The organism is Vagococcus allomyrinae, assembly GCF_017829975.1.
In the GTDB taxonomy this organism is placed as follows: domain Bacteria; phylum Bacillota; class Bacilli; order Lactobacillales; family Vagococcaceae; genus Vagococcus_D; species Vagococcus_D allomyrinae.
The window spans coordinates 92106-106306 of sequence record NZ_JAEEGA010000008.1 but is presented as its reverse complement, the minus strand read 5'-3'; the positions used below and the strand labels follow the sequence as shown (position 1 = coordinate 106306).

At 39.2% G+C, this 14201-nt stretch carries 13 protein-coding genes; 7 read left to right on the top strand and 6 right to left on the bottom strand.

Annotated elements, in window-relative coordinates; translation table 11 throughout:
- Nucleotide 1: 1 nt before the first annotated feature.
- The 4 genes from I6N95_RS13135 to gnd all read right to left on the bottom strand — a co-directional run bounded on the left by I6N95_RS13135 (nt 2) and on the right by gnd (nt 4586).
- Nucleotides 2-466, bottom strand: coding sequence for a helix-turn-helix domain-containing protein (locus tag I6N95_RS13135; protein ID WP_209528688.1), 465 nt, complete (start codon nt 464-466; stop codon nt 2-4).
- A 47-nt stretch (nt 467-513) separates the two neighbouring features.
- Nucleotides 514-2073 (bottom strand): ATP-binding cassette domain-containing protein, encoded by a 1560-nt coding sequence (locus tag I6N95_RS13130; protein ID WP_209528686.1) that lies wholly within the window; start codon nt 2071-2073, stop codon nt 514-516.
- Between the two features lie 97 nt (nt 2074-2170).
- A complete protein-coding gene (locus I6N95_RS13125; protein WP_209528684.1) occupies nt 2171-3670 on the bottom strand; it encodes a gluconokinase in 1500 nt (499 codons plus the stop codon).
- A 13-nt stretch (nt 3671-3683) separates the two neighbouring features.
- Complete coding sequence (gene gnd, locus I6N95_RS13120; RefSeq protein ID WP_209528682.1) at nt 3684-4586, bottom strand: phosphogluconate dehydrogenase (NAD(+)-dependent, decarboxylating); 903 nt, start codon at nt 4584-4586, stop codon at nt 3684-3686.
- 172 nt (nt 4587-4758) lie between these two features.
- Between gnd and I6N95_RS13115 the strand changes: the two genes are divergently transcribed.
- From I6N95_RS13115 to I6N95_RS13090, 6 genes are all read left to right on the top strand, one after another.
- The gene (locus I6N95_RS13115) at nt 4759-5616 is read left to right on the top strand and encodes a MurR/RpiR family transcriptional regulator (RefSeq protein WP_209528680.1); all 858 of its coding nucleotides are present in this window, start codon (nt 4759-4761) and stop codon (nt 5614-5616) included.
- A 7-nt stretch (nt 5617-5623) separates the two neighbouring features.
- Nucleotides 5624-6403, top strand: coding sequence for a MurR/RpiR family transcriptional regulator (locus I6N95_RS13110; RefSeq protein ID WP_209528678.1), 780 nt, complete (start codon nt 5624-5626; stop codon nt 6401-6403).
- Between the two features lie 91 nt (nt 6404-6494).
- Nucleotides 6495-8075, top strand: a complete 1581-nt coding sequence (locus tag I6N95_RS13105; RefSeq protein WP_209528676.1) for a PTS transporter subunit EIIC — start codon at nt 6495-6497, stop codon at nt 8073-8075.
- Between the two features lie 24 nt (nt 8076-8099).
- Nucleotides 8100-9425: a 6-phospho-alpha-glucosidase gene (locus tag I6N95_RS13100; RefSeq protein WP_209528674.1), complete on the top strand. Its 1326-nt coding sequence runs from the start codon at nt 8100-8102 to the stop codon at nt 9423-9425.
- 176 nt (nt 9426-9601) lie between these two features.
- The gene (locus I6N95_RS13095; RefSeq protein WP_347340559.1) at nt 9602-10348 is read left to right on the top strand and encodes a threonine/serine exporter family protein; all 747 of its coding nucleotides are present in this window, start codon (nt 9602-9604) and stop codon (nt 10346-10348) included.
- A 45-nt stretch (nt 10349-10393) separates the two neighbouring features.
- The gene (locus I6N95_RS13090) at nt 10394-10834 is read left to right on the top strand and encodes a threonine/serine exporter family protein (protein WP_209528672.1); all 441 of its coding nucleotides are present in this window, start codon (nt 10394-10396) and stop codon (nt 10832-10834) included.
- A 209-nt stretch (nt 10835-11043) separates the two neighbouring features.
- Here the strand turns inward: I6N95_RS13090 and I6N95_RS13085 are convergent, their stop codons facing one another.
- Entirely contained in the window at nt 11044-11214 is a 171-nt protein-coding gene (locus I6N95_RS13085; RefSeq protein WP_209528670.1) for an SPJ_0845 family protein, read from the bottom strand.
- 186 nt (nt 11215-11400) lie between these two features.
- Here I6N95_RS13085 and I6N95_RS13080 point away from each other — a divergent pair, with 186 nt between their 5' ends.
- Nucleotides 11401-12795, top strand: a complete 1395-nt coding sequence (locus I6N95_RS13080) for a hypothetical protein (protein ID WP_209528667.1) — start codon at nt 11401-11403, stop codon at nt 12793-12795.
- A 171-nt stretch (nt 12796-12966) separates the two neighbouring features.
- On the opposite strand, the gene I6N95_RS13075 is transcribed toward I6N95_RS13080, so the two are convergent.
- Complete coding sequence (locus I6N95_RS13075) at nt 12967-14076, bottom strand: NAD(P)/FAD-dependent oxidoreductase (RefSeq protein WP_209528665.1); 1110 nt, start codon at nt 14074-14076, stop codon at nt 12967-12969.
- Nucleotides 14077-14201 lie beyond the last annotated feature (125 nt).

Here is a 14201-nt window from a genome sequence, read left to right as displayed (position 1 = left end):
ATTATTGACCTTCTTTCTGGTTAATCTCAGCTAAATAATTGGTTAAAAAAATTAAAGGACCAAAGAGAGTCAAGCGTAGTTGGTTTTTTGTTAGTACCCTTATTTTAAGTGAATGATGCTGGTTTGCGTATTTTTCATTGTACAAGGAGAGTAACTCATCTTTGAATTTTTTTAGTTCGTCGTCATTATGGAAAGAATAAATAACGGTGGCATAGGCTTTTGGTAGATTGGGCTCAATCAAGATGTTTCCTTGACGAAAATCTTCAAAAACGAGTTCGTCAGCTTCGTCCAACGCGGTTATGATCGTACTATTATCCATAAAACGAGCAAGATCCTTTTCGGTAAAGCGCCACTGATGTCCCACTTTTTTGCCCTGAAGCTCACCACTTTGTAAATAGCGGCGAATGGTACGTGTCGAAAGTTGTGTCATCTGCGCGATGTCATTTACAGTATAAAGTTTTTCCAACGGTTTCACCCTCATCGTATTAGTCCTTACATTATAACACACGAAAGTTAGAGAATGATTTCTTTTGTACAGAATTGCCGGTGACTTTTGTCGTGAGAAATGATAAACGTAATCGTGTCCGTTGCCTCGAGTATCGTAGCTAATATATCGTCAGCTGCCTGCTTATCAATATTGCTGGTAACTTCGTCAAGGATGAGAACATCTGCTGGTTCAACTAAAGCACGTGCAATGACAATTCGTTGTTTTTCGCCACCAGAAAGATTAGCACCGCCTTCATATAGAATAGAATCTAAATCTTTGGTTGTTAACAAAGGTGATAAAAGTCTGGAGTGACTGAACTTTTGCCAATTGACGTCAACCGACAGACGTCCAAATAAAATATTATCTTGAACGGTTGCAGGCAGTAAGGTGTTGTCTTGGGAGAGATAACTCACCCTTTTTCTTAAAGAACTATTGGAGATGTTTTCAAGTGGGATGCCATTAAATGAAATCCCCTTGGACTTTCTAAATTTGATTAGCGCTTTCATCAAGGTGCTTTTCCCCGCGCCAGAAGGACCATTGACGTAAACCACGTCACCAGGTACAAAGGTCTGATTAACAGAGAGGTTTAAGCTCTGTTGCGCTATCTCAATGTGGATATTCTCCATCTTAATTTCTTCAACGGATTGAAGACTTTGTTGGCCGCTTTGTTCGCTATTTCCAATGATCTCGTTATTGATAAACTCGTGAGCTACTTTGAGATTTCTGAATTCCAGATTAACAGAGGAAAAGCTTTTCACAGCATTAAAGTAGATTGGAAATAGGACACTGGCAATGATTAAATTGGGTAAATTGTTGGCATTCTGGCTAGCGGCTAAGGCGAGCCATAAAAATAGTAAATTTTGAAAGAAACTATTGAGTAATTCAATCGATAAAGAAGTTCCCCGGGCAAATTTGTTGATATCTGCCATCTTTTCGTAAATGTTTAATAGGGAAGGGGTGATGATTGTTTCAATGGTAGTAAAGTCACTTTCTTGTTTAAGATAATCGGTATTTTTGAAAACGGTTAAGATTTCTTTCAGACTCCTTGCATTATTGTCAGCCATAATGGCCGATTTTTGTTGCAGCTTTTGATTAATGACTTTATATCCAATATAATTTATCGGTAGAATTAAGATCATCAGAACGCCTAAAACTGAATCAATCGTACTAAAAATGATGACAGATATCAGTACCACTAACCCGTTTCCTAAAATGGTCACGAAGGAGCTTGTAACAAATTGATAAAAGACAATAACTGCCTCCAATAGTCGGTTAACTAAGTAGGTTGGTTCCAATGTTAGCAGTTTGTCATAGGTCATCTCAAACATTTTTCGGTAGAGAGTTTTACTCGTTTCTAGATTGAAATTGATGGCAAAATTTTCGCGAAAAATTAATAAAATGAATTGAAAGAGGAATGAACCGATCATACAACCGACAACCAATCGCAGTGTCTGGTAGTTTAGTTGATAGTGATTGGTGTAAATGTTTCTTAATAGAAGTGGGGTAATTAAGGTAATCAGTGCATTAAAAATGGTGAGGATAGCGGTTAAAACAATAAAGCGCGTCTGTCCTTTAATAAATGTCATGTTAATCTCCTTGTCCTATTTTGTCGTTCGTTGTCCTATAATGTCATATTAAAGGGTTGTCAGAATTTTGTCAAGAAAAAAACAGACTGAATGATATTCAGTCTGTTAAAATAGTAGTTTGCAATTTAGTTAATTCTTTTAGTTGTTGATATTTTATTAATTGTTTGACATAAAGTTGTTGATTAGTTTTGATTGGCATCAGAAGTTCTTCGGTTGAATGATCTTGAAAAACAGCTAAATGATTACTTTCCTCATAATTTGCAATCAATCCTAAGCTTTTAAGGGCTAAAATCATGGCACCTAAACCTGAACTTTCGTGAGTTTTGGGGAAGGTGATAGGTTGCCCCAGAATGTCAGCCATCATTTGTTTCCAAGTAGGTGAATGAGAGAAGCCACCAGAAGCACAAATTTTTATCGGCTGGGCCGTTAGTGAATTTAATGCTTGAAAAATATCAGCAATATTGAAGCAAATACCTTCTAAAATGGCTCGCATTAAATGAGCATCAGTATGGCTAAGAGCAAGCCCAGTAAACGAACCACGGATATCGCCACTCCAGATCGGCGCACGCTCACCACTTAAATAGGGGTGGAAAAAAAGATTATCGGAGCCAGCTGGGATTTTCTCAACCTTAGCCATAAAGTCATCATAACTCATATCATTGGCAGTTAATTGACGAGCCCAATCGATAATCATACCACCATTGTTTGCAGCTCCTCCAATCACCCAATAGCCTTCATCTAATAAATAGCAAAAGGTTTCACCTGTCTGATGTAAAAGAGGGCTTCTGACCGTATAGCGGAGTGCGGCACTTGTTCCTATTGATAAATTGGCTTTTTCTGATGAAATGCAATTAGTTCCTAAATTAGCTAAAGCACCATCGCTAGCCCCAATTACAAAAGGTATATTGTCTGGTAAACCAAGTTGTTTTTGATAAGCTTTGTTTATTTTAGTCAGTTGAGTAGTAGGAGGGACTGCTTTTGGTAAACGTTCTTCAGATAATTCCAAAAAACTTAAAATATCCTGATCCCAAGTCAAACTGTGGATGTTAAAGAGCCCAGTTCCTGAGGCGATTGAATAATCGACCAGATGTGTGTTGAACAATCGGTATAAGATATACTCTTTAATACTGGTAAAAAGCTTAATTTGGTGATAAAGGTCACTTTCCTCTTGCTTAAGCCACATGATTTTACTTAATGGCGTCATTGGATGAAGGGGCGTTCCGGTTTTTTGATAAAAGGTTGGGCCTTGAGGGCTGTTCTTTAACTGTTCTGCCCATTGGTTTGCCCGGGAATCTGCCCAAGTAATAACAGGCGTAAGTGGCTGATGATTGCCATCTAGTCCAATCAGGCTGTGCATGGCACTAGAAAAGGTAACGGCGATTAATTTTTCTCTAGTATTGTTAAAATCCAAAGCGTTTTTTAAGGTTGTTAGCACCCCTTGGAAAATAGATTCTGGGTCTTGAGTTGCTCTGCCGCCGCCATCTTTTGTCATAGGATAACCTTGATAAAAGGACGCTAAAGCGTGTCCGGTTGTTGTGAAGATCGTTGATTTAGTACTGGTCGTTCCAATATCGATGCTGATGATTAAAGAAGTCATGCTTACCTCCAAGTTAGTCGTTATGTTTTTCGACAGCATGTCCACCAAAGCCATTGCGCAATGCTGCTACAACTTTACCAGTAAATGTGTCGTCATATAAAGAACGATAACGCATTATCAGTGATAATGCAATAACGGGTGTTGGAATTTGATAATCCAAGGCCGTTTCGAGGGTCCATTTAGCCTCACCCGAGGAATTCATAATCCCTTTGATATTAGCTAATTTAGCATCCTCTTTAAAGGCTTCCTCGGCCAGTTCCATCAACCAAGAACGTACGACAGACCCGTGATTCCAAACGCGAGCCACATCTTCTAAGTTGTAATCAAAGGGACCCTGTTCCAATACCTCAAAGCCTTCGGCAATAGCTTGCATCATCCCGTATTCAATCCCATTATGAACCATTTTTAAAAAGTGGCCACTGCCAATCTCACCGGTGTACAAATAGCCATCTTCAAGGGAAATAGCCTGAATAAGAGGTTCGATTTCTTTAAAAACAGTTTGGTCGCCGCCGATCATCAGACAGGCTCCATGATTGGCCCCGCTTGTTCCACCACTAGTGCCAATGTCAAAGAAATCAATGCCTTTTTTAGCAAAGCGTTTGCCCCGAAGTTGAGAGTCTTTGAAGTTCGAATTACCGCCATCAATCACGATATCACCCAATTTTAGCAAGCTCTCCAGTTGAGTTAGCACATCTGTTAATGGTTGACCGTTGGGTACCATCACCCAGACAATTTTTCGTTCTGGCAAGGCGTCGATGAGCTGTTTGAGAGAGGCGGTGGTGGTTAGTTGCTCTGAGGCAGCTGCACTTAAGCAAGCTGCGCTAATGTCTGTTCCAATAACCTCATGTCCTTGACGTTGACAGTTGATTGCCAAGTTTAATCCCATTTTACCTAATCCGATAATGCCTAATTTCATCTTGTCACTCTCCAAGTAAATTAATTTTATTATCACCATTATAGAATAAAATTTTATTTTATTCAAGATGGAAAAGATTTTATTTTCTTCAGGCGGACTTTTGTGATGAAATCTAGGAAGCCGATGAGATTTCGTGCTATAATTTGTTAAACGAAGCAAGAGGAGTTATCAGATGCAAAATCCAATAGAACTAAAAATAAAATCGATTTATCGGGATATTAGTCGTAAGGAACAGCAAATCGCTGATTATATTTTACATTACCCAGAGCGGATTATTCATCAATCCATCGGTGATTTATCTCGACAACTGGGAGTGGCAGAATCGACTGTTTTTCGTTTTTGTCAACGTCTCGGTTACAAAGGCTATAAAGAATTTAAAATTGATTTGGCCACTTTTAAAAAACAGGAAAAACCTTTGGAACATCAAATTTACGAAGGAATCTCCGAATCAGATTCAGCTAAAGGCATTGCTAAAAAGGTTTTTGAGGCGAATCGACAGGCATTAAGTGAGACGTTGGAACTACTCGAAGAGGAGATCTTAGAAGCCGCTGTTAGACTATTAACAACGAGTCAACAAATTATTTTTTTTGGTGTTGGTGGGTCAAATGTCATTGCCATGGATGCCTATCACAAGTTTCTGCGGTCCCCATTAAATGTTGTTTGTGAGACCGATAGTCACATTCAGTTAATGAAGGCCGCTCGCATGACAGAAGACGATTGTGGAGTGTTAATCTCCCACTCTGGACAAAGTCGTGACATCTTACAAATTGCTGGCCAAGTCAAAAAAAGTGGTGCCAAATTGATTGTCGTCACTAGTTTTTTACTGTCGCCTTTGGCAGAATTAGCTGACCTTTGTTTGTTGTCTACATCAAAGGAAATCGCCTTTCGGCCAGAAGCACTTGCTTCCCGAATTACTCAATTGAGTATCATGGATGCTTTATTTGTTAATGTGATGTACGCTAATCGATTAGCATCAGAAGCCAGCTTAGATTTGATTCGTGAGGTTATTATTTCCACTAAGGAAGAGTAGGGTGAGTATGGGAAATACAATTGTTCAAAAGTTAGCTGAAAATAAAAAATTGAGCTCATTAGAAGAAGATGTCTTAGCTTATATCGTTCGTCATCATGATGCTATCTTAACGATGGGGATCCGCGAAGTTGCAGCAAATACTTTGACGTCTACTTCAACGATTATGCGTTTGGCAAAGAAACTAGGGTTTAATGGCTTTGTGGACATGAATTACAAGCTGATGCCATTGATCCAAGATAAAAATCAAATTCAAGAGGGAACCTATGCTGATATCTTTTCCTATGACAGTCTTTTTGAGTTGAATTCCAAAGCGGTCTTTGAGGCGGTGGCGCAAGCTTTAATCGATGTAGATAAACGATTTGTTTTTGTCTACGCCAACGGTTTTTCAGGAATTATTGCTGAATATTTACATAAAAAACTATTAGTCCTGGGGAAACGGGTCATGTTTTCAACTGGCAATGACTCGGTAGGTGTTTTTGAGAATAATTTGGATGATATTGGCGTGTTTATCACTATCTCAAAATCAGGTGAAACCCTTAAGGTTATCGAAAAGGTGCGAACTGCAACCGAAAACGATATTCCCGTGATTGCCTTCACCAATGAAATTGAGAATACCTTAAGAGCTTTTGGGAAGTTGACGATTAAGATTAAGGACTTAAATAAATACGATGACTACAATTCAGGGGCTAATAGCTTTTTCTCCCATGTGTTATTGGCGATGGAAGTCGTTGTTTGGGAGTACAATCAACTGATCAGTCAACAATTAAAAGAGGAAACAAGTTACTGATTGGAGTAACCTGTTTCTTCTTTTTTGAATAGGGTTACATTAGCAGGGGAATCATTGTAAGATGAGACCATCAACAGTTGGAGGGACGAATATGAAAGAGCGAATCATGAATGGCTTGCAGCGGTTTTCCAAGGCAATGTTCATTCCAGTATTAATTTTACCGATTGCCGGAATTTTGATAGCAGTTGGAAATTTATTTACCAATCCATTACTAATGGAAAAACTGCCGTTTTTAGACAATCCGGTCACCAAAGGGTTTGGCACGATTTTATCAGGTTCTCTGGTCGCCATTTTAAGTAATTTAGGGCTGATCTTCTGTGTTGGCTTAGCTGTTGGCTTAGCTAATACGAAAAAAGCAGAGGCCGGCTTCACTGCTGTCCTAGGATTTTTAGTTTTTATTAACGCCATGAATAAATTTATGGGCCTGCGTGAAACTTTAGTGGAGGCTGACAGTCTAAGTGGGACTGGCCAAACCATGGTATTAGGAGTTCAAATTTTGGACATGGGGGTGTTTCTGGGAATCATTCTAGGGATTATGACCGCTTACGTTCATAATAAGTTTTGCGAAACAGAGTTTAGTAACGCCTTTCAAATTTATGGTGGCTCTCGCTTTGTGTTTATTGTCCTGATTCCAGCAGTAGTCTTATTGGCTGTTATTTTAACTTATCTTTGGCCAATTGTTCAGAGTGGCATTACTAGTTTGGGAACAGTCATTAATCAAAGTGGCAACTTCGGAATTTTTATTTACGGTATGTTAGAACGATTGCTCATTCCTACAGGGCTACACCATTTGATTTACACGCCGTTTTTATACACTTCATTAGGAGGTGTGGCTGAAGTTGGCGGGCAAGTCTTTGAAGGCGCTCGTAACATCTATTACGCTGAGATTGCTGATCCGGCTGTTAAGGTGTTATCTCAAAGTGTCATTTGGGATGCGCGGGGGATCTCTAAGATGTTTGGCTTGATCGGTGCCTGCTTGGCGATGTATCAGACAGCTAAACCAGAAAATAAAACCAAAGTGAAAGCTATCTTGATTCCAGCAGCAGTCACATCTTTTATTGCTGGTGTAACAGAGCCGATTGAGTTCTCTTTTATGTTTGTGGCACCGTTACTATTTATAGTTCATTCTGTTTTAAGTGGCTTGAGCATGGTTGTCTTAAACGTACTAAGTGTCAGAGCAATTGGTCCAAATGGTTTTATCGATTTCTTATTATATAACTTGCCTTTGGGAATCGGCAAAACAAGATGGCCGATGTATATTTTAGTTGGGCTGGTATTCTTCGTTGCTTATTACTTAATTTTTAGATTTTTGATTACTAAATTTAATTTTAAAACAGTGGGGCGTGAAGACAATAACGAGGTAAAACTTCACACTAAAAAAGATTATCAGAATAAAGTTGCGGCAGGTGTGCCAGTAGATGCAGATCAGTTACTTGGTGCTCAGATTATTTCGGCATTAGGTGGGGAAGATAACATCAAAACAGTGGATAATTGTTATACTCGCTTACGGTTGACCGTTGAAAATACGGAGTTAGTGGATGAAGCAAGTTTAAAGAATCAGACAGGTGCCAGTGGTGTCATTATAAAAAATGAAAATGTTCAAGTGGTCTATGGACTGCAAGTGACAAAAGTTCGTAAAATTGTCGATGCAGCTATGGGAAACACTAATTAAGTAGTAAGAAAGAGGGCGTTAAGAATGAAAAAACAATCAATTGTTATTGCTGGAGGGGGTAGCACCTACACACCAGGAATTGTCATGATGCTACTGGATAACTTGGATAAATTTCCGATTGCGACATTAAAATTATACGACAATGATCCCGAACGCCAAGGCGTTTTAGCTAAAGCGTTGGAATTGGTTTTAAAGGAAAAAGCGCCAGATATCGCCTTTTCCTACACAACAGACCCACGAGAGGCCTTTGAAAATATCGATTTTTGTATGGCACATATACGAACTGGCCAATACCGAATGCGGGAGTTAGACGAGAAAATTCCTTTGAAGTATGGGGTGCTAGGGCAAGAAACCTGTGGACCTGGTGGCATTGCTTACGGTATGCGCAGTATTGGGGATATGATCGAGTTGATTGATTATATGGAAAAGTATTCACCAAATGCTTGGATGCTCAATTATTCTAATCCAGCAGCTATCGTAGCAGAAGCTTGTCGTGTCCTAAGACCTAAAGCAAAAGTGATTAACATGTGTGATATGCCTGTCGGAACCCTTCGACGAATGTCTCAAATCATTCATAAGGAGCCAAAGGAGCTAACTGTTAACTATTTTGGGTTGAATCATTTTGGCTGGTGGACCAGTGTCAGAGATACTGAAGGTCATGAGTACTTATCAGAGATCAGAGAGTATGTGGCTGAACATGGTTATTTGACCCAAATCGAAGTAGACACTCAACACATGGATCAATCTTGGCAAGAAACTCATAAAAAAGCCAAAGACTTATTAGCAGTAGCACCCGAATTTCTGCCAAATACGTACTTAAAATACTATCTCTATCCCGATTATGTGGTAGAACATGCCAATCCCGAATACACCCGTGCCAATGAAGTGATGGCAGGACGAGAAAAGCAAGTGTTTGATGCGGCACGTAAGATTGTCGCAACAGGTAGCTTTAGAGAAGGGGATTTTCATATTGATAATCATGCTCTGTTTATTGTTGATTTAGCAAGAGCCATCGCCTTTAACACGGGTGAAAGAATGTTGCTAATTGTCGAGAATAATGGCGCTATAGCAAACTTTAGAGCGGATGCCATGGTTGAAGTGCCTTGTATTGTCGGATCTTCAGGTCCAGAGCCTTTGTGCCAAGGAACTATTCCTACTTTTCACCGAGGGATGATGGAACAACAAGTAGCCGTTGAGAAACTAATTGTTGAGGCGTGGGTGGAAGGATCTTACCAAAAAATGTGGCAGGCTTTAACCTTATCTAAAACGGTACCCAGTGCTAAAGTAGCCAAAGAACTACTTGATGAGTTGATAGAAGTCAATCGTGAATTTTGGCCAGAGTTGCATTAAAATAGAAAAAAAGAAGTTGAAACCTCATTCAACTTCTTTTTTTGGGTTAAATTGTATAATAAAATTGTTGTCTTTTCTCCTCATTGCTTGTTATGATAGATAGGATCACTGGTTTGTTTATGGTGTGAGAAAAGCATGTGATTGAATGATAAGCGAATTAAAAAGGAGGTCATCTCGTGGAAGAAAAAGAGTTATTATTGGAAACCTGTGTACTTGCAGGTAAAATAATGGTTGAAAATGGCGCAGAGATGTACCGCGTAGAAGATACGATGAACCGCATTGCGGATAATTACTATCAGGAAGAAGGCATCAGTTTCGTAACTCAAACCATCGTTTTAATGGGGCTTGAAAGTACAAAAAGTATTCAAATGAAGCGAATTAGTGAACGGACAACTAATTTAGGTAAAGTGTCAAAAGTAAATGATTTATCTTGGCAGTTCTCGTCCAAACAAATTGATTTACAGGAATTGTCTAAGGCCTTAAAAGTTGTCTTAAAGGAGGAACCTCCTAAAAAAACGGTCGTAAAAATTATCTGTGCGGCTATTTTAAGTGCTGCTCTGATGATTTTACTTGGGGGCCAATGGAATAATTTTTTTGCTACCTTTTTAGTCGGTGCTGGGGGTTATTCTGTATATATGATTAGTACGACTTATTTGAAACTAAAATATGTGGATGAATTTCTAGCTTCTTTTGTTATTGGAGTTTTGGCTTTTTTAATGATTCAACTTAAGATCGGCACTTCTATCGATAATATGATTATCGGCAGTATCATGCCACTTGTTCCTGGCGTAGCCATTACAAATACCGTTCGTGATTTACAGGAAGGTCATATGCTCTCAGGAATTTCCAGAGGCGTCGAGGCGTTGATCATCGCCATGATGATTGGTGCAGGGATTGCCGTGGCATTTAACGCCATGAGCTGAGTGCCAAAAATAATCTATCCAAGTTTGTTAAAAGGAGGAAACAACATGATATTGACCATTATAGAACAAGTCGTTTTGAGCTTTATTACATCTGTGGGATTCGCTATTATTATGCGAGTTCCCAAAGACGCATTAATATATAGCGGGTTAAGTGGGACAGGTGGCTGGTTAGTCTATTGGTTAAGCGGGTTTATCGGGTTGAGCGTGACGATATCGACGTTTTTAGGGGCGCTGTCGATTGCGGCTCTTAGCTATTATTTTGCCCGTCATCGCCACACCCCTGCGACGCTCTATAACATTCCCGGGATTGTTGCCTTGGTTCCAGGTGGTACCTCCTATCAAATGACCTATCATTTAATTATTGGAGAGTATAGTAAAGCGGTTGGCTTTGGAATTAGAGTGGCAGCGATTGCTGGCGCAATTGCTGGTGGTTTAATCGTTTTTGATCTAGCTCGACGAAATCTACGAAATAAAATTATTCGCTAAAAAGATGACTCGCTGTTCTTGTTAATGGCAGTGGGTCATCTTTTGAGTTATATAGTTCCCATTAAATAATCATCCTTTCCCGTTAAACTTTCAGCCAGAAAAAAGCTGAAAGTACCACTCTTGGCGGATGACTATGCGCATTATCCAATGGAACTATATGTTTGATTATTTAACAGGATGTATATATTTAGGAATTTCAATTGCCTTTTTTAACCTTCTTGTTGTTTTTTAGCTAGTTGTTCTTGTTCTTTTTTTAAGAATTTTTCAGCTTCTTCTTGGACTTGTTTATCTCGAGCTGCTTGCTCTTCTTGGTAGGGATCGAAGGCAAATTCTTCAAATAATTTTTCCAATTTGTCATTCTTTTTATGTTCTAGTGCCATAGTGCACCTCCATTTTAATTGGTATTAGTTAAGCAACTTCTTTATAATAGTAGTATATGCTTTTTTGAGTCAAAAGTCATCTGAAAATCTTTTGTTGGAGAAACAGAAATAAAATGAAACTATTAGAACGTGAAAAATATACTATCACTGATTTATCAGTTATAATTAATTTAGGAGGTGTTGACCATGAGCAGTGACCCACAACAATTATACATCGTAACCCAACTGCGTTCGTTTGCTAATAATGAGGCGATTCGTGCGACCGTTAGTGACTGGTTAACACTTTGTCAAATTTTGGTAGCACCTCAGAAATATTATATTGATGACGACACTCAGCTGTTTGATTTTGATTCTGCTGGCCTTAAAAAGCGGATCAATTCATTAGAGGTCGCACAGCAAGAGGATATGTTAATTTCAGTAAAAGCGGTTGAAGGCGAGTTTTCGATTCATATTTACCAAGGAAAAGTTCGCGAGCGTATATTGATTAACGAGGCATTGTATCAAAAGCATCAGTCGGTAATTGACGACTACATCGATAAAAGAATGGAAAAAAATGGCTTGTATGCCTATATTCGATGTATTGATGAATTTTTAAGCAATAATACTCAATCGATGAGAGACCGTTTAGAAGAAGAGATAGACGGCCCAGCTGATTTGCCTAAGATGTATGATGATCAGCAGGAAGTGATCATTGATTGTAGTCAATTGCCAGGTTATGACAGCTATTTCAAGGGACTCTGTTTTACGGCATGTTGGAAAATGTGGTATGCTCCTGATTATTATTATGTGATTCCCAAACAAGCGTTTCTTGATGTTCAACAAGTCGAAGACATTGTAGAACTTCAACATGATGTCATTCGTGTCCGACTTTACGAAAACCCTTTAAGCTGGAATCATCCTCATAACGTAGAGTTTCAATTTAGTTATCGTGATCAGCTGGGATTTGACCAGTTGGAGTGGAGTAATGGTGTTGGCGTGTTACGGGAACCTTGTACTGAATTTATTCGAATTGGTGCTAATACCCAAATGATTCAGTATCAAAATGAGTCTTTGCAGCCCACAACTAAAAGTACGGCTCGACATTTCACAACACGAGTGTATAATTATGAAAATCATCATTATTTAGAAGGGCGACGTTTTGGTACCTTAAATAATCGAGCTTATTTCCCTTGGCGAGATGCCACTAAGAAAGTGATGTTGGCTTATTGGATTTTAAATCCGAGTTACATGTTGGATCAAGGAATTCACGCTTTCGAATTTTATATTAAACAATACATCAAAGCTGCTATCAGCGATGAAGAAACCAGAAATTATCGAGCAGTCTTACGTTTTTATTTACCAGAAGAAGCTATTGAAACGATGTCAGTTGATAATTTAGTTCAGCATCTCGACTCGAATCATATCAACGTAAAAAAACGAAATGCCAAAAAGCATTTATTGCAGATTGAAACGGAAGATGTTGATTTACATGTGGAGTTTGTCGATGTTAAGCAATTGGAGTCACCAGAAGAAGTAGTCAAAACACAACCGCTACAAGCTGTTCATAGTTGGTTTAAAAAGCGCATTAATCGTTTAAGTTAACTTGTCAGCACATGGTCAATCTAGCTGTTAACCTTGGAACCGCGGCTTATCCTCAGCAAAAGGTTAACCAATAAGGAGCATTTATCAACCAGCTATTCAGCTGTTGACAAAGTGTCCTAACATAAAACCGAACAGCCCTCTTAACCATACCAGTTGGTTAAGAGGGCTGTTTTAGATTTTACGAATATAGTTAGTAGGTGAATAGCGGTCTACTTTAAGTTCCGTCTCTTTGTTATGAAGCCAGGAGGCCATAGTGTGCCCGATGATCGGTCCAGTCGTTAAACCGGAGGAACCCAAGCCACTGGCCACAAAAAGGCCTGGTAATTCAGCAATTTCACCAAAAAAGGGTAAAAAATCTGAAGTATAAGCTCGAGTGCCAACTCGAACATTGAGGTGTTCAGAGTTGGCCAATTCTGGCGATAGTTCTCTAATACTGGCGACCATATCTGTCACGATTTGGGTATCGACGGTTAAATCATAAAATTGTTCATTTTCATGGGTGGCACCAATTAAAATTTTACCATTAGCAAAGGGAATAATGTCACTTTCGCCTTGAGGCATGACCACTGGCCAATTATCGGTGTCAGCATCGATCTTCACTTCAACTAACTGTCCTTTTTGTCCGCGGACGTCTACGGAAAAACCTAAGGGATGAAGCAAATTAGGTAACCAAGCACCAGTACCAAGAACAATCTTGTCATATTCTTTAGTTATGCCCTTGGTTTTGACAAGCCAACCTGATTGAAGAGGGCGAAGGTCGCTAACCAAGGTTTCGTGGTAGTTGCCTCCTAGTAACTTAAAAGATTTTACTAATTGATCAATTAGTTGCCGACCATCAACGCGGGCACCACCAGAGACAAATAGGCCATTCATGTTAGGGGTCAAAACTGGGAATTTTTCCTGGATTTCTGCCGGTGTTAACAGGATGATCTCGCCAATTTCTGGTGCTTCTTCTCGTCGCTTAAGGGCTATTTTGTAAAGTTTATCTAAGAGTGATTGATTATTTTTGAATAGGATAGTACCAACCTGTTGGTAAATATTGGATTCTAATGGAACGTTTAAGTCTGTCATTAGTGTTGGGTAAAACTTAGCACCAGCCCTGGCTAATTGGTACCAATCTTGATTGCGGCGTTGCGAAAGCCAGGGAGAGATAATGCCTGCGGCAGCACTGGTCGCTTGTCCGATCTTATAGTCAAAAAGAGTGACGTCATCACCAGCTTGAGCCAGATAAAAACTAGTCGTCGCGCCAACAATTCCACCACCGATTACTGCAATTTTCATCAGGTAGCTCCTTTCCTAATTTCTAACGTTCTAGATCTAATGGCATCGATCATAAAAACAAGTTCTATGGATGTGGTTGAAGATGTCCATCTTATCAATTTTTATTATAACCTAATTTGTTATTT

Bases quoted from the DNA above. Each gene is read 5' to 3' on its own strand.
- I6N95_RS13075 (WP_209528665.1), bottom strand. From the start codon at position 14,076: ATGAAAATTGCAGTAATCGGTGGTGGAATTGTTGGCGCGACGACTAGT.
- gnd (WP_209528682.1), bottom strand. From the start codon at position 4,586: ATGAAATTAGGCATTATCGGATTAGGTAAAATGGGATTAAACTTGGCA.
- I6N95_RS13090 (WP_209528672.1), top strand. From the start codon at position 10,394: ATGATATTGACCATTATAGAACAAGTCGTTTTGAGCTTTATTACATCT.
- I6N95_RS13105 (WP_209528676.1), top strand. From the start codon at position 6,495: ATGAAAGAGCGAATCATGAATGGCTTGCAGCGGTTTTCCAAGGCAATG.
- I6N95_RS13115 (WP_209528680.1), top strand. From the start codon at position 4,759: ATGCAAAATCCAATAGAACTAAAAATAAAATCGATTTATCGGGATATT.
- I6N95_RS13110 (WP_209528678.1), top strand. From the start codon at position 5,624: ATGGGAAATACAATTGTTCAAAAGTTAGCTGAAAATAAAAAATTGAGC.
- I6N95_RS13125 (WP_209528684.1), bottom strand. From the start codon at position 3,670: ATGACTTCTTTAATCATCAGCATCGATATTGGAACGACCAGTACTAAA.
- I6N95_RS13130 (WP_209528686.1), bottom strand. From the start codon at position 2,073: ATGACATTTATTAAAGGACAGACGCGCTTTATTGTTTTAACCGCTATC.
- I6N95_RS13085 (WP_209528670.1), bottom strand. From the start codon at position 11,214: ATGGCACTAGAACATAAAAAGAATGACAAATTGGAAAAATTATTTGAA.
- I6N95_RS13080 (WP_209528667.1), top strand. From the start codon at position 11,401: ATGAGCAGTGACCCACAACAATTATACATCGTAACCCAACTGCGTTCG.
- I6N95_RS13100 (WP_209528674.1), top strand. From the start codon at position 8,100: ATGAAAAAACAATCAATTGTTATTGCTGGAGGGGGTAGCACCTACACA.